The organism is Clostridium sp. AF29-8BH (assembly GCF_003478145.1).
GTDB lineage: Bacteria > Bacillota > Clostridia > Lachnospirales > Lachnospiraceae > Otoolea > Otoolea fessa.
The window spans coordinates 38682-59897 of record NZ_QUEL01000007.1 but is presented as its reverse complement, the minus strand read 5'-3'; the positions used below and the strand labels follow the sequence as shown (position 1 = coordinate 59897).

At 48.6% G+C, this 21216-nt stretch carries 25 protein-coding genes and 1 pseudogene; 24 read left to right on the top strand and 2 right to left on the bottom strand.

Annotated elements, in window-relative coordinates; genetic code table 11:
- The first annotated feature begins 32 nt into the window (after positions 1-32).
- The 10 genes from rpsP (at position 33) to pgeF (ending at position 6233) form a co-directional block, all read left to right on the top strand.
- Positions 33-272, top strand: a complete 240-nt coding sequence (rpsP, locus tag DWZ16_RS06580) for a 30S ribosomal protein S16 (protein ID WP_106999919.1) — start codon at positions 33-35, stop codon at positions 270-272.
- A gap of 32 nt (positions 273-304) precedes the next feature.
- Positions 305-532 carry a KH domain-containing protein gene (locus DWZ16_RS06575; protein WP_022360235.1) on the top strand — a complete coding sequence of 76 codons (228 nt, stop codon included), beginning with the start codon at positions 305-307 and terminating at the stop codon, positions 530-532.
- 141 nt (positions 533-673) lie between these two features.
- Positions 674-1186, top strand: a complete 513-nt coding sequence (gene rimM, locus DWZ16_RS06570) for a ribosome maturation factor RimM (RefSeq protein ID WP_106999918.1) — start codon at positions 674-676, stop codon at positions 1184-1186.
- A gap of 65 nt (positions 1187-1251) precedes the next feature.
- Positions 1252-1923, top strand: a complete 672-nt coding sequence (trmD, locus tag DWZ16_RS06565) for a tRNA (guanosine(37)-N1)-methyltransferase TrmD (RefSeq protein WP_243021943.1) — start codon at positions 1252-1254, stop codon at positions 1921-1923.
- A gap of 240 nt (positions 1924-2163) precedes the next feature.
- Positions 2164-2511, top strand: coding sequence for a 50S ribosomal protein L19 (rplS, locus tag DWZ16_RS06560; RefSeq protein WP_022360232.1), 348 nt, complete (start codon positions 2164-2166; stop codon positions 2509-2511).
- 235 nt (positions 2512-2746) lie between these two features.
- Positions 2747-3292 (top strand): signal peptidase I, encoded by a 546-nt coding sequence (gene lepB, locus DWZ16_RS06555; protein ID WP_106999916.1) that lies wholly within the window; start codon positions 2747-2749, stop codon positions 3290-3292.
- A 24-nt stretch (positions 3293-3316) separates the two neighbouring features.
- Positions 3317-4192 (top strand): ribosome biogenesis GTPase YlqF, encoded by an 876-nt coding sequence (gene ylqF, locus DWZ16_RS06550; RefSeq protein ID WP_022358769.1) that lies wholly within the window; start codon positions 3317-3319, stop codon positions 4190-4192.
- Positions 4193-4198: 6 nt separating this feature from the next.
- Complete coding sequence (locus tag DWZ16_RS06545; protein ID WP_118482386.1) at positions 4199-4870, top strand: ribonuclease HII; 672 nt, start codon at positions 4199-4201, stop codon at positions 4868-4870.
- 15 nt (positions 4871-4885) lie between these two features.
- A complete protein-coding gene (locus DWZ16_RS06540) occupies positions 4886-5272 on the top strand; it encodes a YraN family protein (RefSeq protein WP_118482385.1) in 387 nt (128 codons plus the stop codon).
- A 70-nt stretch (positions 5273-5342) separates the two neighbouring features.
- Positions 5343-6233, top strand: coding sequence for a peptidoglycan editing factor PgeF (gene pgeF, locus DWZ16_RS06535; protein ID WP_118482384.1), 891 nt, complete (start codon positions 5343-5345; stop codon positions 6231-6233).
- Positions 6234-6388: 155 nt separating this feature from the next.
- Here the strand turns inward: pgeF and DWZ16_RS06530 are convergent, their stop codons facing one another.
- Positions 6389-6598: an alpha/beta-type small acid-soluble spore protein gene (locus tag DWZ16_RS06530; protein ID WP_022358773.1), complete on the bottom strand. Its 210-nt coding sequence runs from the start codon at positions 6596-6598 to the stop codon at positions 6389-6391.
- A gap of 314 nt (positions 6599-6912) precedes the next feature.
- On the opposite strand from DWZ16_RS06530, the gene rsmD reads away from it, so the two are divergent.
- From rsmD to DWZ16_RS06515, 3 genes are read left to right on the top strand one after another with little or no spacing between them, the layout of a single operon-like run.
- Complete coding sequence (gene rsmD, locus DWZ16_RS06525; protein WP_022358774.1) at positions 6913-7467, top strand: 16S rRNA (guanine(966)-N(2))-methyltransferase RsmD; 555 nt, start codon at positions 6913-6915, stop codon at positions 7465-7467.
- A gap of 20 nt (positions 7468-7487) precedes the next feature.
- Complete coding sequence (gene coaD / locus DWZ16_RS06520) at positions 7488-7991, top strand: pantetheine-phosphate adenylyltransferase (RefSeq protein WP_022358775.1); 504 nt, start codon at positions 7488-7490, stop codon at positions 7989-7991.
- Between the two features lie 11 nt (positions 7992-8002).
- Positions 8003-8620, top strand: a complete 618-nt coding sequence (locus DWZ16_RS06515) for a vacuolar family H+-ATPase subunit H (RefSeq protein ID WP_118482383.1) — start codon at positions 8003-8005, stop codon at positions 8618-8620.
- On the opposite strand, the gene DWZ16_RS06510 is transcribed toward DWZ16_RS06515, so the two are convergent.
- On the bottom strand, positions 8586-9584 hold the full coding sequence (locus tag DWZ16_RS06510; RefSeq protein WP_243015350.1) for a nucleoside recognition protein: 999 nt from the start codon (positions 9582-9584) through the stop codon (positions 8586-8588). The two genes, DWZ16_RS06515 and DWZ16_RS06510, sit on opposite strands and share 35 nt — an antisense overlap.
- A gap of 198 nt (positions 9585-9782) precedes the next feature.
- On the opposite strand from DWZ16_RS06510, the gene DWZ16_RS06505 reads away from it, so the two are divergent.
- From DWZ16_RS06505 to DWZ16_RS06460, 11 genes and pseudogenes are all read left to right on the top strand, one after another.
- A complete protein-coding gene (locus tag DWZ16_RS06505; RefSeq protein WP_270252288.1) occupies positions 9783-11309 on the top strand; it encodes an RsmB/NOP family class I SAM-dependent RNA methyltransferase in 1527 nt (508 codons plus the stop codon).
- Entirely contained in the window at positions 11309-12778 is a 1470-nt protein-coding gene (locus DWZ16_RS16670) for a pseudouridine synthase (RefSeq protein WP_118482382.1), read from the top strand. The genes DWZ16_RS06505 and DWZ16_RS16670 overlap by 1 nt, the downstream gene beginning before the upstream one ends.
- 1 nt (position 12779) lies before the next feature.
- On the top strand, positions 12780-14693 hold the full coding sequence (locus tag DWZ16_RS06495; protein WP_118482381.1) for a YgiQ family radical SAM protein: 1914 nt from the start codon (positions 12780-12782) through the stop codon (positions 14691-14693).
- Positions 14690-14821, top strand: a complete 132-nt coding sequence (locus tag DWZ16_RS16665; protein WP_412694298.1) for a hypothetical protein — start codon at positions 14690-14692, stop codon at positions 14819-14821. Before DWZ16_RS06495 ends, DWZ16_RS16665 begins: the two co-directional genes overlap by 4 nt.
- 67 nt (positions 14822-14888) lie before the next feature.
- Positions 14889-15653 carry an SDR family NAD(P)-dependent oxidoreductase gene (locus tag DWZ16_RS06490; RefSeq protein ID WP_118293503.1) on the top strand — a complete coding sequence of 255 codons (765 nt, stop codon included), beginning with the start codon at positions 14889-14891 and terminating at the stop codon, positions 15651-15653.
- A gap of 57 nt (positions 15654-15710) precedes the next feature.
- Positions 15711-16280 (top strand): hypothetical protein, encoded by a 570-nt coding sequence (locus DWZ16_RS06485; RefSeq protein WP_022358597.1) that lies wholly within the window; start codon positions 15711-15713, stop codon positions 16278-16280.
- Positions 16281-16298: 18 nt separating this feature from the next.
- On the top strand, positions 16299-17297 hold the full coding sequence (locus tag DWZ16_RS06480) for an RluA family pseudouridine synthase (protein WP_118482380.1): 999 nt from the start codon (positions 16299-16301) through the stop codon (positions 17295-17297).
- A gap of 48 nt (positions 17298-17345) precedes the next feature.
- The gene (locus DWZ16_RS06475) at positions 17346-17891 is read left to right on the top strand and encodes a Holliday junction resolvase RecU (protein WP_022358599.1); all 546 of its coding nucleotides are present in this window, start codon (positions 17346-17348) and stop codon (positions 17889-17891) included.
- A pseudogene (gene pepT, locus DWZ16_RS06470) lies at positions 17888-19205 on the top strand (peptidase T). The gene DWZ16_RS06475 and the pseudogene pepT overlap by 4 nt, the downstream one beginning before the upstream one ends.
- A gap of 156 nt (positions 19206-19361) precedes the next feature.
- The gene (locus DWZ16_RS06465; protein WP_118472360.1) at positions 19362-19904 is read left to right on the top strand and encodes a hypothetical protein; all 543 of its coding nucleotides are present in this window, start codon (positions 19362-19364) and stop codon (positions 19902-19904) included.
- Between the two features lie 365 nt (positions 19905-20269).
- Entirely contained in the window at positions 20270-21136 is an 867-nt protein-coding gene (locus DWZ16_RS06460) for a transposase (RefSeq protein ID WP_118472359.1), read from the top strand.
- The last annotated feature ends 80 nt before the right edge of the window (positions 21137-21216 follow it).

Here is a 21216-nt window from a genome sequence, read left to right as displayed (position 1 = left end):
GAAATAAGGAAAATTTCAGGAGGTAATTTAAAATGGTAAAGATGAGATTAAGAAGAATGGGTCAGAAGAAAGCTCCTTTCTATAGAATCGTTGTTGCAGATTCCAGATCCCCGAGAGATGGCAGATTCATCGAGGAGATCGGTATCTACGATCCGAACACAGAGCCGAGCACTCTGAAATTCGATGAGGAAGCTGCTAAGAAATGGTTAGCAACAGGCGCTCAGCCGACAGAGACTGTTGGTAAACTCTTAAAGATCGCTGGTATCCAGTAAATCAAGCATACTGACCTGTGAGGTGCAAAGGTATGAAAGAATTAGTAGAAGTTATCGCGAAAGCACTGGTTGAGAACCCGGACGAGGTAGTGGTTACAGAATCGGTCAAAGACGACGAGACTGTAATCGAGCTTTCCGTTGCACCGGCCGATATGGGTAAGGTAATTGGAAAACAGGGTCGTATCGCGAAAGCGATTCGCTCGGTTGTCAAGGCGGCTTCATCCAAGGAAGACAAGAAAGTTATTGTAGAGATTCAGTAATACAGACGAAGCTGAAAAGCCGGCTGCCTGAAAGGGTGTCCGGCTTTTTTATATCACAGGAAATTCAAGAGGATGCCAACGCAACCGCACCCCGGCGCGGGAATGCAAGGCACGTTCTATTTCATACAGGAGGATTATAGAATGGTTGATTATCTGAGAGTTGGTGTAATTACATCCCCGCATGGCCTGCGCGGAGATGTGAAAGTATTTCCTACCACCGATGATGTGAATCGTTTTAAAAAATTAAAAAAAGCGTATATCGACACTGGAAAAGAAAAAATGCCGGTGACCGTGGAACAGGTGCGTTTTTTCAAAAATATGGTCATTCTTAAATTTAAAGAGATGAATCGGATTGAGGACTGCGAGCCGTTTCGTAATAAGGATATTCTGATCACCCGCGATCAGGCGGTGAAACTGAATCCAGATGAGAATTTCATTGCCGATCTGATTGGTCTGAAAGTGCTGACGGACGAGGGCGAGGAGTTCGGTACGGTGAAAGATATCCTTCAGACAGCGGCTAACGACGTGTACGTGATCGAAGGACCTGAGGGCAAAGAATACCTTTTCCCATCCATCAAGGAATGCATCCTGAATGTGGATCTGGAGGCTGGCACTGTAACGGTTCATATCATGGACGGTCTGCTGGATCTGTAAATGGAATGAAAATCCTAAAATGAAAGTACCGTTGTGAAAGTGCTGTATAAATATAGGAGAAACGGATGAATTTTCATATTCTGACCCTGTTTCCGGAGATGGTAATGGGGGGACTGAACACAAGTATTACGGGGCGTGCGATTGACAAAGGGCTGATCTCGGTCGAGGCGATCAATATCCGCGATTACTCGAAGGACAAACACCACCATGTAGACGATGCGCCCTATGGCGGCGGCGCCGGTATGGTGATGCAGCCGGAACCGATTTACGATGCATATGAAGCCCTGGCGGCGCGCACCGGAAAACGTCCGCGCGTGATCTATCTGACTCCGCAGGGGCAGGTTTTCAACCAGAAAATCGCAGAAGAACTGGCGAAAGAAGAGGATCTGGTGTTCCTCTGCGGGCATTATGAGGGGATCGATGAGCGCGCGTTAGAGCTGGTTGTGACCGACTATCTCTCCATCGGCGATTATGTCCTGACGGGCGGTGAGCTTCCGGCGATGGTTATGATCGACTGCATTTCCCGTCTGGTGCCTGGTGTGTTAAATAATGACGTATCCGCGGAATTTGAGTCATTTCACGACAATCTGCTGGAATATCCACAGTACACCCGCCCGGTTGTATTTATGGATAAGGCGGTCCCGGACGTACTTCTGACCGGGCATCACAAAAATATCGAGACCTGGCGCCGTCAGAAATCGATCGAACGGACGCTGGAACGCGCCCGGACCTTTTAAAGGATGCGGTTCTGGATAAGAAAGAGAAGAAATATCTGGAAGAGCTGATTCGTCAGAAAGAGGAAAAAGAAACAAAAAAACTCTAAAAAAGAGAGCAGAAAGTCCTTGCAAATCAAGGATTTCTATGATAAAATCATATTCTGTGAAATAAAGAGATGTTCCGCTGTTACAGGAAGCACGTTTTTACGGGATAAAAGATCGTATTAAGAACATCAAAGATTTTAAAGGAGGTTCACAAAGATGAACGAGATTATTAAGAACATTGAAGCAGCTCAGTTAAAGGAAACCGTTCCGAGTTTCAACGTAGGCGATACAGTACGTGTATCTGCTAAGATCAAAGAGGGAAACCGCGAGAGAATTCAGGTTTTCGAGGGAACTGTTATTAAGAGACAGAACGGCGGCGTTCGCGAGACTTTCACTGTTAGAAAGAGCTCCAACGGTGTTGGTGTAGAGAAGACCTGGCCGTTACATTCTCCGTCTGTAGAGAACGTTGAAGTAGTAAGAAGAGGTAAAGTAAGAAGAGCAAAACTGAACTACCTGAGATCCAGAATCGGCAAGGCAGCGAAGGTAAAAGAGTTAGTAAAATAATTTCTGAAGCGGATGGGGCTGCTGTACAGGCCAGCCTGCTGTGCATCCGGATATGCGGTTATGTGTGTCCGGCGCGGCGGGAGGAGCTGTGCAGCAGCTTTTTTTCGTGTAATAGGAAATTCCTTGTGATTCCCTATTATAAAAAAGAATGTGTCCTGGCACATTCTCGCGCCGAGCGCGGTCGCTTGCGACATGAGCGATGATTCATGGGGAACGGATAGAGAGGGAGTGACATATGGAGCTGAAAGAGGATAAAAACCGCATCCGTCTGGTGGTTGGATGGATCGTGGATATCGCGGTGGTAATTTCGATCGCGTGGTTCGCCGTGTTTGCGATGGGGACACAGATACGGGTGAGCGGTCAATCAATGGAACCGGTGTTGTCGCAGAACGAAAAGGTTCTGATGAACCGCCTGAGTTACCGCGTGATGCGCCCAAAGCGCTATGACATTATTGTATTTGAAAAAGAAACGGGAAATTACAATATAAAACGCGTCATTGGACTGCCAGGTGAGACGGTGCAGATCAAGGACGGTTATATTTACATTAATAATGAAAAATTAGACGCCCCGAACGACTTGGGTAAGGCGGCTCTGGCTGGACTGGCGGAATATCCGATTAGTCTGGATAAAAACGAATATTTTCTGCTGGGTGACAACCGCTCCGGCAGTGAGGACAGCCGCTTTTCCAATGTGGGAAATGTGAAGTTCCGGCAGATCAAAGGAAAGGTCTGGCTGCGGATCCAGCCGGTTAGCCGGTTTGGGTTGATTTCGTCGAGATAGGTTCTAAGAAAGGAAGAAAATTTCATGCAGATACAATGGTACCCTGGACATATGACAAAGGCGAAAAGAGCCATGAAGGAAGATATCAAGCTGATCGATCTGGTGATTGAGCTGGTGGATGCGCGCGTGCCGCTCGGCAGCCGCAACCCGGATATTGATGAGCTTGCGAAGGGAAAGGGACGGATTGTCCTTTTAAATAAGGCGGATCTGGCGGACGACGGCTGTACAGAGCGCTGGATCGCATGGTTTAAGGAGCAGGGCATCCATGCACTCCGCATCAACGCGCGCAGCGGCATGGGAATGAAGCAGATCCAGCCGCTGGTGCAGGAGGCATGCAAGGAGAAAATTGAGCGTGACCGCCGCCGCGGTATCAAAAACCGCCCGGTGCGGACGATGGTAGTCGGCATTCCGAATGTCGGAAAATCGACCTTTATCAATTCCTTTGCCGGAAAAGCCTGCGCCAAGACTGGAAATAAACCGGGTGTTACCAAGGGAAACCAGTGGATCCGCTTAAATAAGACACTGGAACTTCTCGATACGCCGGGAATCCTCTGGCCGAAATTTGAAGATCCGAATGTGGGACTGTGCCTTGCATTTATCGGCTCGATCAACGATGAGATTCTGGATAAGGAAGAGCTGGCAGCCGAGCTGATCAAAAATATGTCCGGACGTTACGGAAAGCGCCTGGAAGAGCGGTATGGTGTGACGCTGGTTGAGAATACGGCTGGGGACGGCGAAGATACAAAAAAAGCCTGGGAAATTCTGCGTGAAATCGCAAGGGCACGTTCCTGTCTTTTAAAGGGCAGCGAGCTGGATACGAAAAAAGCGGCTGGCTTCCTATTAGATGACTTCCGCAGCGGCAAACTGGGGCGCGTGACGCTGGAAGTGCCGGAGGTATAGGAAAACATGAGAAAACTAACAGGAGAAAAACTGGAAGCAGAACTGGCGCGTCTCGAAGGAATGCGCGCCTATGAACATCAGTACGAAAGTGCAGGGATCGTCTGCGGCATTGATGAGGCGGGCAGAGGTCCATTAGCCGGTCCGGTGGTGGCGGCGGTCGCGGTACTTCCGAAAGACTGTACGATTATGCGGCTGAACGATTCCAAAAAATTGTCGGAAAAATGCCGGGAAGAATTATTTCTGGAAATCAAAGAAAAGGCAGCTGCCTACGGAATTGGAATTGTAAGCCCGGAGGTGATCGATTCCATCAATATTTTGCAGGCGACCTATGAAGCAATGCGTCAGGCAGTCGCACAGCTTCCGCAGGAGCCGGATATCTTTTTAAATGACGCGGTCATCATTCCGGGGATTTCGGAGGAAAAGCAGATTAAGATTATCAAGGGCGATGCAAAAAGTGTCTCGATCGCGGCAGCCAGTATCCTGGCAAAAGTGACGAGGGATCATATGATGATGGAGTATGATAAAATCTATCCGGAATACGGGTTTGCGAAGCATAAAGGATACGGAACCAAGATGCATAACGAGGCAATTTTAACCTATGGTCCATGCCCGATCCACCGGAGAACCTTTTTGAAGAAGCTGCTGGGCGAGGAAGCCGCGATGCAGGGGATGAAATAACAGAAAAGGAGCTGAATGGGAGAAAGAAACTTTCATCTTCATGGAAATTCATTCAACCGCCGTGCCATCGGAACTGAATATGAAACCCTGGCGTGTGAATATCTCACCCGGCACGGTTACCAGATTCTCTGCCGGAATTTCCGCTGTCGCCAGGGTGAGATTGATATTATCGCAAGAGATAGAGACTACCTGGTTTTTATCGAGGTCAAATACCGCCGCGATGAACACGAAGGCGATCCGGCGGAGGCAGTGGATGCCCGCAAGCAGGCGAGGATTCTTCATACCGCCCGGTATTATATGACGCGTTATCATATTTCCGAGGACACGCCGTGCCGGTTTGATGTGGTGGCGGTGCTTGGCAGTAACGTGAGATTAATTCGGGACGCGTTCTGGTGCGGATAATTACAAATGAGAGAATTCAAAAACTGCACAATCAGATTTGAGCAAGAGACAGAAAAAGGATGTGACAATCATGGCCCTTACCTATATACAAAAAACAGTTCATCCGGCACCAATTACCCTTCATGAGTCAAACGGAGTGGCTTATTTTACCTTTCCGCTTTTAGAGCAGACCAGGATAGTGCGCCACGCATTTTCTACCCGGCTTGGCGGAGCGAGCAAGGGGTATTTCAGTACGATGAACTTTTCGCTGACGCGCGGCGACAACCGGGACGATGTGCTTGAAAATTACCGGAAAATGGCGCGGATTCTGGGAACGGATGTGTCAAAGATGGTGCTCAGCCATCAGACACACACGACGAATATCCGTCTTGTTACGGAAGCGGACGCTGGAAAAGGAATCTGGCGGGAACGCGATTATGAAAACATCGACGGGCTTATCACAAACGTGTCGGGGCTGACGCTGGTTACATTTTTTGCGGACTGTGTACCATTATATTTTGTAGATCCGGTGCATCGTGCGATCGGACTGTCGCATTCCGGCTGGAAGGGAACCGTTCACCGGATGGGACAGAAAACGATCGAGGCGATGGGAGAGGCGTTCGGCACGAAGCCGGAGGATCTGTGCGTCTGCATCGGACCGAGCATCTGCCGGGACTGTTATGAGGTCAGTGAGGATGTGGCAGATGCATTTAAAGAAGAATTTGGAGCAGAAATCAGTCAGGATGATTCAACATCCTGTTATTCCTGGAATGGGAAATCGATTCTCATGAATAAGGGGAATGGCAAGTACCAGCTTGACCTCTGGGGCGCGAACCGCCTGGTGCTTCTGGATGCCGGAATTTTGCCGGAGCATCTGGCTGTGACGAATGTATGTACGAAATGCAATCCGGATCTTTTATATTCACACCGCGTGATGGGAGATAAGAGGGGGAATCTGGCGGCATTTTTATCGCTAAAGTAAGTATACAATCTGTCTGTCAAACAAGTGAATGAATGTTTTGCAGAAAAGAACAGCAGCATGATTGAAAATCGGTCGTTCAAGTCCGGTTTTGTCAATCATGCTGCTGCCGTTTTTTTCGCCGTTTCAGCGAAGATTCAGAAGAGCCCTACGATGCCTTATTTACCAGCCATCTTTTTTTCCTGTTCCTCAATCATCTTTTTGACCATATAGCCGCCGACGGAACCAGCCTGTGCGGAGGTCAGGTTACCATTGTAGCCCTCGCTTAACGGAACGCCAATCTCATTGGCAACCTCCATCTTAAAGCGGTTCATCGCTTCCTTGGCTTCCGGTACATTGGTTTTGTTAGTGTTGTTGGAACTAGACATAACAGACGCCTCCTTTTTTGCGTGTGCCCCTTCAAACTTTCGTTTGTCCGGGTGTCTCTTTTTGTTACATTCTCAGTATGCGGATCTTAAAAGTGAAATACACTAGAAGGTTTTGTGCAAATTGACATTTTGGGGCAAAACACCCACAATGTAGGGAAAAAAGTTAGTATTGATCCGATTTTATGCTTGTATATCAGTAAAACTCATACTATAATAGAACAGATGTAGTGTTAAAAAATACGCAAACTGTTTGGTGAATTTTACGGTTGCAGTTCAAAATACATTAATATTTCTAGTAAGATGGAGAAAAATCCATGCGGGTAATAGCAGGAAGTGCCAGAAGGCTTACTTTAAAGACGATCGAGGGAATGGATACGAGACCGACGACGGACCGTATCAAAGAAACTCTTTTTAATATGATTCAGAATGATATCTATGGATGCACATTTCTCGATTTATTCAGCGGAAGCGGGGCGATCGGGATCGAAGCTTTAAGCCGCGGGGCAAAAGAAGCTGTTTTTGTGGAGAAGAATCCGAAAGCGGCGGACTGCATCCGTGACAATCTGAAAGCGGCCCGCCTAGCTGATAAGGCGACGCTGTTAAACTGTGATATTTCGGATGCATTGAAACGGATAGAAAACCGGAAGAGTGCGTTTGATTTCATTTTTATGGATCCTCCGTATAACCATCTTTGGGAGAAAGAAGTGCTTACTTATCTGGCGCATTCGTCCCTGGCAGATGAACATACGATGATCATCACAGAGGCATCGAAAGAGACCGGGTGCAGCTACCTTTCAGAACTGGGATACCATCTCGAAAAAGAGAAGATATATAAGACGAATAAACATCTGTTTATCCGAAAAGCTTGAATACCAAAGGAGAAAAAAAGATGAAAACAGCCATTTATCCGGGCAGCTTTGATCCGGTGACGCTCGGACATTTTGATATTATAAAGCGATCCTCCGAAATTTTTGATCAGGTCATCGTGGGAGTTTTGTGTAATAACGCAAAATCTCCGTTGTTTTCTGTCGAAGAACGTGTTAAGATGTTAGAGGAAGTGACAAAAGACATTCCTAACGTGGAGGTGCAGTCGTTTGACGGACTTCTGGTCGATTTCATGCGCCAGAATCACGCAAAGGTCATCGTGCGTGGTCTGCGTGCGATCACGGATTTCGAATATGAGTTGCAGCTCGCGCAGATGAACCGGGTGATTGCACCCGAAATAGATACCCTGTTTCTGACAACGAACCTTAAATACGCGTATTTAAGTTCCAGTATGGCAAAAGAGGTTGCGATGTACGGCGGAGACATTTCCGAATTTCTCGATCCGGTCATTGCAAAACAAGTACAGGAGAAATACCAGGCGCTTCAGGAAGACAGGGAATGTAAGTAAGGAGAAAAGCTATGAGCAGAATTGAACAGATCATCACAGAAATTGAAGATTATATCGACAGCTGCAAGTTTCAGCCGCTGTCCAACACGAAGATTTTAGTAAATAAAGAAGAGATTGAAGAACTGCTCGTGGAACTGCGTCTTCGCATTCCGGAGGAGATCAAGAAATATCAGAAGATCATCAGCAACCAGGATGCGATTCTGCAGGAGGCACGTTCCCAGGCAGACGCGATGGTAGCCGAGGCGACCGCCCAGACCAATGAGCTGGTTAATGAGCATGAGATCATGCAGCGTGCATATGCAGAAGCAAACAGCATTATTGAGCAGGCAAATGCACAGGCACAGCAGATCGTGGACAACGCTGTCACAGAGGCAAACAATATCCGCCAGGGTTCCGTTCAGTACACGGACGACATGCTCCGCAGCCTGCAGACCATCATCAAGCATTCGATGGAGGGCGCGCAGAGCCGTTTCGAGTCTTACATGAGTTCGATGCAGTCCAGCTACGATGTCGTATCTTCCAACCGTAATGAGCTGGCTGGCAGTGTCGTGACCGAGCCGGAGGAGAACACAGGCGCCGAGGCAGCAGTGGCCGCTACACAGGCGGCATCCGGCGAAGCAGCAGAATAAAGAGAACGAACGAGAGACTGGCGTGAACCAGTTTCCACAGTACATAATGCCGGATGGAAAGTCCGGCATTTTTTTCTCTGTCTTTTCGGCTGTCCCGTATGACTGAATTTGTCTGGGCGATCCCGGATAACCCGCCGAACGCAGCACATGCCGCCATCGCGCCGGATTGAACCGGGATACTGAATATGGCACCAGAACGGGCGATCGCATCGATGCCGGTTGTCATTTCAGCCGTCCCGATCAGAACCAGACGCAGCGTGCCGGAACAGAAGGCGTCGGCAAAGGCAGCGAGGATCGAATACAGCATGATCAAACCGCCGATGCGGACCTGCAGTTCGATGCAGTCCATCAGGATGGTGTCGAAGGAAGCGGGAACGGAAACGGATGTGGATTTTGTGCGGGCGGGCTTGACAGAGCCGGTTTGTTTCGAAAAAAATCGGTTTTGAAGGGTAAAAGAAGTTACTTTATTATAAATGCATAGGAGACTTCCAACCAATAAAAGCGGCGTATATAGTGCCAGAACCAGATAGTTTGGCGGAACTGCCGGGTTCAGCCTAGGTGCAGCATATCCGGCGATAAACATGGGGCTTGGCGAAGCGCTGATGGCGGTCAGAAGCCGTTTTTCATGTGCCGAAAGCAGCGATTTCCGGTTAAAATCGGCGGCAGTTTTCATTCCCATCGGGTAACCGCAGAGCAGCCCGGCAAGCAGGGCATAGCCGCTGTAGACAGACATCCCAAGATGTTTCAAAACCGGGTGAAATGGCGCTAGAAGCAGCCGGACGCCGCCGTGTTCAGCTAAAAGCTTTGAGAAGAGCATAAAGGGAAATAACGTCGGAAAGACCGTATTGAACCATAAAAGAAGTCCTTTCTGTGCCCCATCCGCAGAGAGACGCGGATGCGAGAGCAGAAGCGCCAGGATAAGTGCTGGGAACAGGGCGGATAATATTTTTTTTATATATGGCATGGGAGCGCCTTTCTATCATTAAAAAGTAATATAAAGATAGATTATATATATGTAGACAGAAAATGGCTCATTCCTTTTGGAAGCCTGAAAACCGGCATACCGAACAAAGAAAGAACGAATGAGCGCCAAGAAAAAGTCTTTAGAATCACGATTATAAATGGATATACAGAGCAATAGACAAAAACAGGAGGAAAACGATTGGATTACCGAGAACTGCCGGAAGAATTTCTTGAAAAAATGAAACAATTTCTGGGGGAGGAATACCCGGAGTATCTGGCTTCGTATGAGGAAGAGCCGCGTTCAGGGCTGCGCGTCAACACGGGCAGGCTGACACCGGAACAGTTTTTAGAGATGGCACAGACGGCGGACTGGAATTTGAAACCAGTGCCGTGGACGAAGAACGGTTTTTATTATCAGGGCGAACGCCCATCCAGGCATCCGTGGTACTACGCGGGACTCTACTATTTGCAGGAACCGAGTGCGATGGCACCGGCGGCATGGCTGCCGATCAAGCCGGGCGACCGGGTTCTGGATTTGTGCGCGGCACCGGGCGGTAAAAGTACGGAACTGGCGGCGAAATTAACCGGTACAGGTGTCCTGTTTTCCAATGATATCAGCAATTCGCGCGCAAAAGCGCTTCTTAAAAATCTGGAAATGTTCGGAGCGGGAAATATCTGTGTAACGAGCGAGGCACCGGAAAAAATGGCTGGTATCCTGCCGGAGTTTTTTGATAAAATTCTGGTCGATGCGCCGTGCTCCGGCGAAGGTATGTTCCGCCGCGATCCGTCGATGGTAAAGAGCTGGAACGAAAAAGGTCCCGATTATTATGCGCCGCTGCAGCGCCAGATTCTCGACTGTGCCGTGCAGATGCTTGCGCCGGGCGGGAAACTGGTTTATTCGACTTGTACCTTTGACAGGGACGAGGACGAGGGAACGATCGAGTATATTCTGGAGAAATATCCGCAGATGGCGGTCGTGCCGCAGAAACCGGAATATGGCTTTGAGGGAAGCCGTGGCATTGAGGGCTGTCTGAGATTGTTTCCGCACCGTCTGGAGGGCGAAGGACATTTTGTTGCGCTGTTGGAGAAGCGGACGGAGAAACCAGACGCAAATGTCAAGGATTTGGAAAATGCCGGTGAGAAAGCATTGAGCGATCCACTTTTGGTAGAGGAAATAGAAGCGCGGTTGTGCCGTGTGGCGGAAGACGGTAAGTCCAGACAGATGGTTTCCGGAAAAGCGAAATGGAAAATGTTTGGAAAGGGAAAAAACGTGGCGCAAAACCAGACCGCCGAGGATTTTTCCCCCCTGTTTGAGCTTCTGCGCCAGCTTCCGGTAAGAACCTGGAATCCGGAGCAATTCTACCGTGACGGCGAGCGCATCTATTACCTCCCGGCAGCGCTGGCAGGCGACAATACACGTTATTTTAAGCCGCTCCGCTGTCTGCGTACCGGACTTCTGCTCGGAGAACTGAAAAAAGGGCGGTTTGAACCATCCCAGGCGCTGGCAATGAACCTGCGGATGCAGGAATTTGTAAATTACTTAAATTTTAATGCCTCGGATGAGCGCACGATCCGCTATTTAAAGGGCGAGACATTGACAGCCGCAGAGGAAGAGGCAGCAGATGGTCTTGTACTAATCTGTGTGGATGGATTTCCACTTGGCTGGGCGCAGAAACGGGGCGGTCAGCTTAAAAATAAATACAATCCCGGATGGAGGTGGCAGTGATGGGACAGGGTAAAAGTATACGTTTAGACCGTTTCCTGGCAGAGATGAAGCAGGGAACGCGCAGTCAGGTAAAAGAGATGATCCGCAAAGGGCGGGTTCTGGTCGATGGAACCGTCTGCCGCGAGTCTGACCGGAAAATATTCCCGGACGAAACCCGGGTTACACTGGATGGACAGCCGGTTGGCTGGGCAGACACGGAATATTATATGTTAAATAAACCGCAGGGCGTCGTTTCCGCAACGGAAGACGGGCGCTATCAGACTGTCATTGACCTTATTGATGAAGCAAAGCGAAAAGACCTCTTCCCGGTCGGACGCCTCGATATTGATACGGAAGGACTGCTTCTCATCACGAACGACGGTGCGCTGGCGCATGAGCTTCTGGCACCGAAAAAACACGTGGATAAGGTCTATTTTGCACGCGTAAAGGGAACACTGAAAGAAGGAATCGAAGCGCGCTTTCAGGCGGGACTGACGCTGACGGATGGCACACCGGTACGGCCGGCAGAGCTTGTGATCGAGAAAAAATGGAACGACGCAGGAGAAGACCTCTGCGAGGCGCGCCTGACCATCCATGAAGGAAAATTTCATCAGGTAAAGCGGATGTTTGAGGCAGAGGGCGGCGAAGTTATTTACCTGAAACGCCTTTCGATGGGACCGCTTGCCCTGGATGAGGCACTGGCGACGGGAGAGTACCGGGCGCTGAGGGAAGATGAAATTAGAGCATTAAAAGAAAGAACGCTAACCTCACAAAATTGTGTATCAAATGACGAAAATTTGTCAGACACCCCAAATAACACACCTCCTGAAATCAACTGGAACACAGTAGACGCCGTCCTCTTCGATCTCGACGGCACCCTGGTCGATTCCATGTGGATGTGGAAAGCGATCGATGTGGAATTTTTAAAGCGTTACGGCTATGACTGTCCGGAAGATCTTGAGAAGGTGATCGAGGGCATGAGCTTTTCCGAGACAGCAATCTATTTTAAAGATCGCTTCCAGCTGCCGATGACCCTGGATGAGATAAAGGCCATCTGGATTGAAATGTCGATCGATAAATACCGCCATGAGGTACCGCTGAAATCGGGTGTTGCGGAATTTCTTTCATTTTTAAAGAAAAAAGGAATCCGCATGGGAATTGCAACGAGCAACGCACAGGATATGGTAGCAGCCGTGCTGGATTCTCTGGATATCCGTTCCTATTTCGGTGTGGTGGCAACTGCCTGTGAGGTGGCAGCAGGAAAACCGGCGCCGGATATCTATCTGAAAGTAGCGGCGGATCTGGGCGTACAGCCGGAAAAATGTCTGGTATTTGAGGACGTCCCGGCGGGGATTCTGGCTGGAAAACGGGCTGGTATGCGCGTTGGCGCGGTCGAGGACGTATTTTCACTTTCCATGACCGAAGAAAAGAAAGAATTAGCTGATTTTTATATCCGGGACTACCGGGAACTGATACAGGGGGCAAGATAAAATGATACATGATTTTTTACCGATCTGCCGGGCGGATATGGACAAGCGCGGCTGGGAGAGCTGCGATTTTGTCTACGTGTGCGGGGATGCGTATGTCGATCACCCGTCATTCGGCCACGCGATCATCAGCCGTATGCTCGAAGCGCACGGCTATAAAGTAGGCATCATCGCCCAGCCGGACTGGAAGAATCAGAAATCCATTCAGATTCTGGGCGAACCGCGTCTCGGATGGCTTGTGAGCGCCGGAAATATGGACTCTATGGTAAACCATTATTCGGTTTCGAAAAAGCGCCGCGCAAAGGATTCCTACACACCGGGCGGCGAGATGGGAAAACGTCCGGATTATGCGACGATCGTCTATTCTAACCTGATCCGCACCTGGTCGAAAAAGCCAATCATTCTCGGCGGTATCGAAGCCAGCCTGCGGCGTCTGGCACATTATGATTACTGGTCTGGAAAAATGAAACGGTCCATTCTGCTGGATTCCCAGGCAGATCTGATTTCCTACGGAATGGGCGAGCGCTCGATCGTGGAGATCGCGGATGCACTGGCCAGCGGCATCGAGGCAAAGGATATCACCTTCATCGAGGGAACTGTTTATAAGGCGGAAAACCTGGATTCTGTTTACGACGAAATCCGTCTGCCGTCTTACCGCGAGGTTTCCTCCGATAAAAAGACGTATGCGGAGAGCTTTTACACCCAGTACAGCAACACCGATCCATTTTCGGGAAAACGCCTCGTTGAGCCGTACAGCGACCGCCTCTATGTGGTGCAGAATCCGGCGGCGAAACCGCTGACCCAGGAAGAGATGGACGATGTCTACGCACTTCCATACATGAGAACCTGGCATCCGTGTTACGATGCAGCGGGTGGTATTCCAGCGATCACGGAAGTAAAATTCAGCCTCATCAGCAACCGCGGATGCTTCGGCGGATGCAGCTTCTGTGCGCTGACCTTCCATCAGGGACGCATCGTGCAGACCCGCAGCCATGAATCAATTATTCAGGAAGCAGAACTTTTGACCCAGGAACCAGATTTCAAGGGGTACATCCACGATGTCGGCGGTCCGACCGCAAACTTCCGTCATCCGGCATGCGAAAAACAGATGACCTACGGCGCCTGTCCGCACAAACAGTGCCTGTTCCCGCAGCCGTGTAAAAACATGAATGCCGATCACAGCGACTATATTTCCCTGTTAAAGAAGCTGCGGGCGATTCCGAAGGTAAAAAAAGTTTTCATCCGTTCGGGTATCCGTTTCGATTATCTGCTGGCGGAGAAAAACAGGGCATTCTTGCGGGAGCTTTGTCAGTACCATGTCAGCGGACAGCTCAAGGTAGCGCCGGAACATATATCGGATAATGTATTAAAGCGGATGGGAAAACCGGAGAATAAGGTTTACCGCCAGTTCATGAAGGAATATGCAGCGATGAATGACTCGCTGGGAATGAAGCAGTACCTCGTTCCGTACCTGATGTCCTCCCATCCGGGTTCCACGCTCAAGGAGGCGATCGAACTGGCAGAATATCTGCGGGACCTCGGCTACATGCCGGAGCAGGTGCAGGATTTCTATCCGACACCATCCACACTGTCTACGTGTATGTATTACACGGGATATGATCCGCGCACGATGGAAAAAGTGTACGTGCCGACCAACCCGCATGAGAAAGCGATGCAGCGTGCGTTAATCCAGTACCGCAATCCGAAAAACTATGATCTGGTGCTGGAAGCACTCCGTCTGGCAGGCAGAACGGATCTGATCGGTTTTGATAAGAAATGCCTGATCCGTCCGCGGCAGATCAAAGGCCGCGATTTCGCGGCTGGCGGATATAAAGGGGCGCATCATGCACCCAGACGGCAAAACCGGCTGCTGCCAATCGTGCAAAAGACGCCAAAAGACCGGCTGTGGGCGGTATGACCGGGCACAAACAGACCGGCGTAAATGAAAATGGACGAAATGCGGGGGGATTTGGCGGCGCTGTAGGTGGAAAGAGCAGCGGAAGCGGAAAGAAAAAAACCATCCGGAACGTGCACAAGAAGAAATAAAACGTATGTACGCTCGGAATGCAGGAACGACTCCGAGCGTACATACTTGAGACGGGAGGAATTTCTCATGAAAATTGCGATAATTACAGGTGCCTCTTCCGGCATGGGGCGCGAGGCAGCCAGACAGCTGGCGGATCGCTTTTCGGGACTTCAGGAAGTCTGGCTGATTGCCCGCCGGATGGACCGGATGCAGGAGCTGGAACGGACGCTGCCGATCCCGGCGCGGTGTTTCGCCATCGATCTGACGGATGCATCCCAGCGGGAGACGCTGGAAAACGAGCTGGCGGCGCGCAAGCCCAACGTAAAGCTTTTAGTAAATGCTTCCGGCTTTGGTAAAATCGGAACGGTCGGGAACCTGCCGCTTGACGATGAAACGGGAATGGTAGAGCTCAACTGCGAGGCGCTGTGCGCGGTCACGCATATGGTGCTTCCCTATATGAGCGAAAACAGCCGGATTCTCCAGTTCGCGTCAGCAGCCTCCTTTCTGCCGCAGCCGGGATTTGCCATCTATGCGGCAACCAAGGCATTTGTCTTAAGCTACAGCCGCGCCCTGCGGGAAGAACTCCGCCCGCGCAGAATCGGCGTGACGGCGGTCTGCCCCGGACCGGTCAAAACCGAATTTTTCGACATTGCCGAGACAACCGGGGAGATTCCTCTTTATAAGCGTCTGGTGATGGCAGATCCGCACAAAGTTGTAAAACTTGCCATCCGCGACTGTATGGCGGGAAAAAGCGTGTCGATTTACGGCGTATGGATGAAGGCATTCTTTGTGCTCTGCAAGATAGTTCCGCATGAGTGGATTCTGCGCGCGATGCAGGCGTTAAACCATTAAATCAGACAAAAAGCTAGTATCATTCAATAAAAACATGATAGAAAGGATTTTTACACCGTGAAAAAGATAAAAAAAGGCGATTACGGCTACCGCAATCATTTCAAGCGGAAACAGCTTTTTATCATCGCACTTCTGGCATTATTTATCATCGCACAGCTGGTTGGACGGTCTTTTACAGACAATGATTCCGTCAAAAAAATTCTGACGGTCATGGCGATCGTCACGGTACTTCCGGCGGCGAATCTCGCTTCCCCGCTGATTGCCATTTTCAAATACCATACACCGGAGCAGGCGTTTCATGAGGCATATATGCCGTATGAGGAAAAATTTGAAGTTCTCTATGATCTGGTTCTGACGACACCGGAAGATGTGATTCCGTCCGATGTGACCGTCGTTCACCCGACCGGCATCTATGTGTACTGCATTAATCCAAAGCTGAATGTAAAGCGCGCGGAGGCAGGTTTAAATGAACTGTTAAAGGCTAACAAACTGGATCCGAACCTGAAAATCGTGACCTCACGCAGCACCTTTGACAAGCGGATTCACAGCCTGAAACCGGCGTCAGAGTATGAGGACGATGGAACTGTAGAGTACGGTGTGCGCGTAATAAAAGGATTATCGATGTAAAAAAGGGAGGCGGCAGCCATGCGGATGCTGACAGTATCTAAAAATGAGGCGGGGCAGCGCCTGGACAAGCTGCTGGCAAAATATCTGAATCTGGCGGGAAAAAGCTTCATTTATAAAATGATGCGGAAGAAAAATATTACCCTGAACGGAAAAAAATGCGACGGTTCCGAACATCTGACCGAGGGCGATGAGATCAAGCTGTTTCTGGCAGAGGAGACGATCGAGAAATTTTCGGAAGTGAAGATTCAGAAGGTTCAAAAGAAAAAGCTCGATATCGTCTACGAGGACGAACATATTTTACTGATCAATAAGCCATCTGGAATGCTGTCCCAGAAAGCGAAAGAGACGGATGAATCGCTGGTTGAATACCTGATTGACTATCTGCTGGATTCCGGCAAATTAAAGAAAGAGGAACTGGCGTGCTTCCGCCCGTCCGTCTGCAACCGCCTCGACCGCAACACAAGCGGCATCGTGGCAGCTGGACGTTCCCTGCCGGGACTGCAGATCATGTCTGAGGTCATCAAGGACCGGAGTCTGGGAAAATATTATGTCTGCGTCGTGCGGGGAATCGTAAAAGGCGAAGCCCGGATCGAGGGATGGCTGACGAAAAATGAAAAGACGAATCAGGTGTCGATCCGAAAAGAGGAGACCCCTGGAAGTCTGCCGATCCGGACTGCATACAGACCGCTGGTATCTGGAAATGGATATACCCTTCTGGAGGTTCATCTGATCACCGGACGCTCCCACCAGATCCGCGCCCACCTGGCTTCCATCGGACACCCGATCGCCGGGGATCCGAAGTACGGCGATCCCCGGGTCAATGAGGAAGTGAAGAAACGCTTCGGCGTCCGTTCGCAGATGCTTCATGCGTGGCGGCTGGTAATGCCGGAAACGATCTCCGAGCCGCTTTCATATCTGGCGGGCAAAGAATTTACCGCGCCTATGCCGGCGGAGATGAAACGGATGGAAGAGATGATGAAATCAGCTCCAAAACGCCCAGCCAATCATCGCCTGTAAATTTTAAATTGTGCGAAAAATCAAAAAAATAAGTGGAGGAGCAACAACATGGGGACTTGGAACAGCCGGGGACTTCGTGGTTCAACCCTGGAGGATATGATAAACCACACAAACGATCTTTACCGTGAGAAAAAGCTGGCATTGATCCAGAAAATCCCGACGCCGATCACACCCGTTTCGATCGATAAAACCAGCCGCCATATCACGCTGGCGTATTTCGACCAGAAGAGTACCGTCGATTACATCGGCGCGATTCAGGGCGTCCCGGTCTGCTTTGATGCGAAAGAATGCGCGGCAGATACATTTCCACTGCAGAACGTCCATCCGCATCAGGTCGCATTTATGCGGGAATTTGAAGAGCAGGGCGGGATTGCTTTCTTAATTATATATTTTTCACAGAGGGATGAACTTTACTACCTGCCATTTTTCCATCTGGACGCATACTGGGAGCGGATGCAGCAGGGCGGACGAAAGAGTTTTACATATGAGGAAATGGATAAAACGTGGCGCATCAAAAGCCACCGGGATATATTAGTCCATTATCTGGAACCGCTGAGCCGGGATTTAGGAGAAAGAGAGGATGATTTTTCATGACAACAGCCGTAGAACGTTTTTTGAAATATGTATCATATGATACGCAGTCAGACGAGGCATATGACACCTGCCCGAGCACAAAAAAACAGCTTCTGTTAGCCAATGAGCTGAAACGCGAGCTGGAAGAAATGGGTGCATCCGATGTGCGGATGAGCAAGTACGGATACTTGTTTGCACGCATTCCGGATAATACTGACAGTACCTCTGCACCGCAAGAAGCGGAAGCTTCTTTTAGCACTGCGTCTGCTCACGGTGCATCCGACGTTGGGCAGAAAGCTACCATCGGCACTTGGCTTCATTTCCCACATGGACACCGCGCCGTCCTTAACCGGAACAAACGTAAAGCCGCGCATCGTCCAGGCATATGACGGCAAAGATATCGTATTAAATGCAGAAAAACAAATTGTCATGAAAGTTTCAGAATTTCCGTTTTTAGCCGACTTAAAAGGTCAGGATCTGATCGTAACCGATGGAACCACGCTTCTGGGCGCCGACGATAAGGCAGGCGTGGCGGAGATCATGACGATGGCAGAATATTTCCTGAGCCACCCGGAGATCCCGCACGGCGAGATCTGCATTGGATTTACGCCGGACGAGGAGATCGGACGCGGCGCGGATCGTTTCGATGTGAAAGACTTCGGTGCAGCGGTTGCTTATACGGTAGACGGCGGTCCGATCGGCGAGATCGAATATGAAAATTTCAACGCCGCTTCCGGCAAAGTCCGGATTCAGGGAGCCAGCATCCATCCGGGCGATGCGAAGCTCAAGATGAAAAATGCCATTCTCATCGGAATGGAATTTCAAAGCCTGCTGCCGGTCTTCGAAAATCCGATGTACACAGAGGGTTACGAGGGATTCTATCATCTGGATGAAATGAGCGGAAATGTAGAAGAGGCGCAGTTAAATTATATCATCCGCGATCACGACCATGAAAAATTTGAACAGAAAAAGAAATTTTTCGCCGAAGCCGCCGATTTTCTGAACCGCAAATACGGTAAGGGCACCGTGATCGCCGAAGTAACGGACAGCTACTACAACATGAAAGAAAAAATTGAGCCGTGCATGTACCTGATCGATACCGCCAAAGAGGCGATGGCAGCCTGCGGCATCGAGCCGGAGGTCGTTCCGATCCGCGGCGGCACCGACGGCGCCCGCCTCTCCTACATGGGGCTCCCGTGCCCGAATCTCTGCACCGGCGGATATAACTATCATGGAAAATATGAATTTATTCCGGTGGCGTCATTGGAGAAGACGTCCAGGGTTCTAGTGGAGATTGGGAAAAAGTTTGCTGTCATAAGAAGCAGTGTAGAGTGATTATGAAATAAAGACAATCCTTTAAACAGGCAAATTGCCCTTATATAATAGTGCAAATTGCCTGTTTACTTTCATGACTGGTAAGTCAATATTAATTTTTCTGTTAAATGGAATCCATTTCATTATTTCTATTATAAAATTTATTATGGAAACAGGATGAGCTTCATACTGGATATTTTATATTTTTTAGACTTCTATGGAATCGGATATTTTTGTGCTAAAAAGCTAACGAAAAAAACGGATACAATTCCGCTTGATTTTTCGCTCTCAAACAAAGCATTTCTGTTTGGTCTGGGTGGTGCGTTTGCTGGGGTGTGTTTGAATCTATTTTTTAATCGGAATTTTCATGTAAACTTTTTCAGATGGCAGTCGTTTATGATTTGTTTTGGTGGATTCACTCTCATGTACCTTATTACCAGTCATACCAGTAAAAATAGAAGCGTCAGCGCAAATGAAACATTGTCACAAAAAGCGTTATCCAATATGCAGCCTATAAACAATGTATCCGCAGCAGAGGAAACGGAGCAGCCACTAACCAGAGCAGCGACAGAAATACCCATCAACCTGGAACATTTTTTTGTTGCAGACATTGATAACGAACTAGATTATGTTTTTTTAGATGAAATTTTATATCAATCATTTAATGGAACTGGCTTAAAGATAGTTGCTATTTTCCCCTTCCCCCGCTACCAGGTTTAAAATCTCCAAGTGTATACAAATATGTTTATGCATAATATGGTTTTGAAAAATATTTCCTTATTTTTGCACAAATATATAGAATCGCTTTTAGCTATATTGTATGTATCATTTCACATACAGGAAATACACCCGTTATATGTTTGTGCGTATTTACAGAATAAATAGTTGCAAAATTCGTACTTGCATATCCGAACCAGATGTGTTACATTTGACTCATCAAGCATATATATTTCTTTATCTGCAATTCAAGCAATCTTATATTCTAATTATTAATCTGAGAAATCTTATGCTTATCCAAATTGGCAATACGAAAGAGCAGGGGATTCTCAGAAAAGCCAGATTCTCCTGTCAGAAAGGGGAGAATTATGGGGAATTTAATGAGGGTGCGGAGAAATCACAAGGACACGCTGTTCCGGATGCTGTTCAGCACAAGGGAGAATCTGCTGAGTCTGTACAATGCAGTGAATCATTCGCATTATACAGATCCGAAAGAATTGGAGATTGTGACGCTGAAAAATGCTGTATATATGAATATGAAAAACGATCAGGCATTTTTGCTGGATATGCAGTTAAACTTATATGAACATCAATCGACATGGAATCCGAATATGCCACTGCGTTTTCTGTTCTATGTGGCAAAAGAGTACCAGATGCTGGTCCGGAACCAGACCTTGTACGCATCGGCATTGGTGGAATTGCCGACACCGCATTTTGTAGTATTCTACAATGGAGAAAAAGAGCGGGAGGCGGAGGGTCTGCTTAAATTGTCACATTCGTTCATGCAGAAGACAGAACATCCTGAGCTGGAATTGCTTGTGAAGGTTTTAAATATCAATCTGGATAAAAATCTGGAGATCCTGGGAACCTGCCGGTTGTTGAAAGAGTATATGCTGTTGGTTCATAAAATACGGCGGTATGCGATTGAATACAAAGATATCAATCAGGCAGCTGAAAAGGCTGTGACGGAATGTATTGATGAAAATATATTGGCAGAGTTTCTGAGGAAGAATCGAGCGGAGGCGATAGAGGTGTGTATTTTTGAGTATGACGAGAAGAGGGAAACGGAATTGATACGGAAGGCGGAGTTTGCAGAAGGGGAGAAGGTTGGTGAGGCTAAAATACTTTTAAACCTGATTGAAAAAGGCATACTAACAAAGGAACAAGCCCTTGAACAATTTGGTGGTACTTATGAGGACTTGGAAAAAGCAGCTTTATCCGTAACACTGGTTTAAAATTTTCTCCTAAATTCAAGAAAAAACCGTTGACAGATCCATATTCCGATGCTAGAATATCTAAGTGTGCCGCACAGCGA

Coding starts and splice junctions, on each gene's coding strand:
- DWZ16_RS06530 (WP_022358773.1), bottom strand. CDS start 6,598: ATGTCTAGTTCCAACAACACTAACAAAACCAATGTACCGGAAGCCAAG.
- trmD (WP_243021943.1), top strand. CDS start 1,252: ATGAATTTTCATATTCTGACCCTGTTTCCGGAGATGGTAATGGGGGGA.
- rimM (WP_106999918.1), top strand. CDS start 674: ATGGTTGATTATCTGAGAGTTGGTGTAATTACATCCCCGCATGGCCTG.
- DWZ16_RS06465 (WP_118472360.1), top strand. CDS start 19,362: ATGAGCTTCATACTGGATATTTTATATTTTTTAGACTTCTATGGAATC.
- coaD (WP_022358775.1), top strand. CDS start 7,488: ATGAAAACAGCCATTTATCCGGGCAGCTTTGATCCGGTGACGCTCGGA.
- rpsP (WP_106999919.1), top strand. CDS start 33: ATGGTAAAGATGAGATTAAGAAGAATGGGTCAGAAGAAAGCTCCTTTC.
- DWZ16_RS06510 (WP_243015350.1), bottom strand. CDS start 9,584: ATGCCATATATAAAAAAAATATTATCCGCCCTGTTCCCAGCACTTATC.
- DWZ16_RS06480 (WP_118482380.1), top strand. CDS start 16,299: ATGCGGATGCTGACAGTATCTAAAAATGAGGCGGGGCAGCGCCTGGAC.
- DWZ16_RS16670 (WP_118482382.1), top strand. CDS start 11,309: ATGGGACAGGGTAAAAGTATACGTTTAGACCGTTTCCTGGCAGAGATG.
- DWZ16_RS06495 (WP_118482381.1), top strand. CDS start 12,780: ATGATACATGATTTTTTACCGATCTGCCGGGCGGATATGGACAAGCGC.
- DWZ16_RS06515 (WP_118482383.1), top strand. CDS start 8,003: ATGAGCAGAATTGAACAGATCATCACAGAAATTGAAGATTATATCGAC.
- pgeF (WP_118482384.1), top strand. CDS start 5,343: ATGGCCCTTACCTATATACAAAAAACAGTTCATCCGGCACCAATTACC.
- rplS (WP_022360232.1), top strand. CDS start 2,164: ATGAACGAGATTATTAAGAACATTGAAGCAGCTCAGTTAAAGGAAACC.
- DWZ16_RS06475 (WP_022358599.1), top strand. CDS start 17,346: ATGGGGACTTGGAACAGCCGGGGACTTCGTGGTTCAACCCTGGAGGAT.
- DWZ16_RS16665 (WP_412694298.1), top strand. CDS start 14,690: ATGACCGGGCACAAACAGACCGGCGTAAATGAAAATGGACGAAATGCG.
- ylqF (WP_022358769.1), top strand. CDS start 3,317: ATGCAGATACAATGGTACCCTGGACATATGACAAAGGCGAAAAGAGCC.
- DWZ16_RS06540 (WP_118482385.1), top strand. CDS start 4,886: ATGGGAGAAAGAAACTTTCATCTTCATGGAAATTCATTCAACCGCCGT.
- DWZ16_RS06575 (WP_022360235.1), top strand. CDS start 305: ATGAAAGAATTAGTAGAAGTTATCGCGAAAGCACTGGTTGAGAACCCG.
- DWZ16_RS06490 (WP_118293503.1), top strand. CDS start 14,889: ATGAAAATTGCGATAATTACAGGTGCCTCTTCCGGCATGGGGCGCGAG.
- DWZ16_RS06545 (WP_118482386.1), top strand. CDS start 4,199: ATGAGAAAACTAACAGGAGAAAAACTGGAAGCAGAACTGGCGCGTCTC.
- rsmD (WP_022358774.1), top strand. CDS start 6,913: ATGCGGGTAATAGCAGGAAGTGCCAGAAGGCTTACTTTAAAGACGATC.
- lepB (WP_106999916.1), top strand. CDS start 2,747: ATGGAGCTGAAAGAGGATAAAAACCGCATCCGTCTGGTGGTTGGATGG.
- DWZ16_RS06460 (WP_118472359.1), top strand. CDS start 20,270: ATGGGGAATTTAATGAGGGTGCGGAGAAATCACAAGGACACGCTGTTC.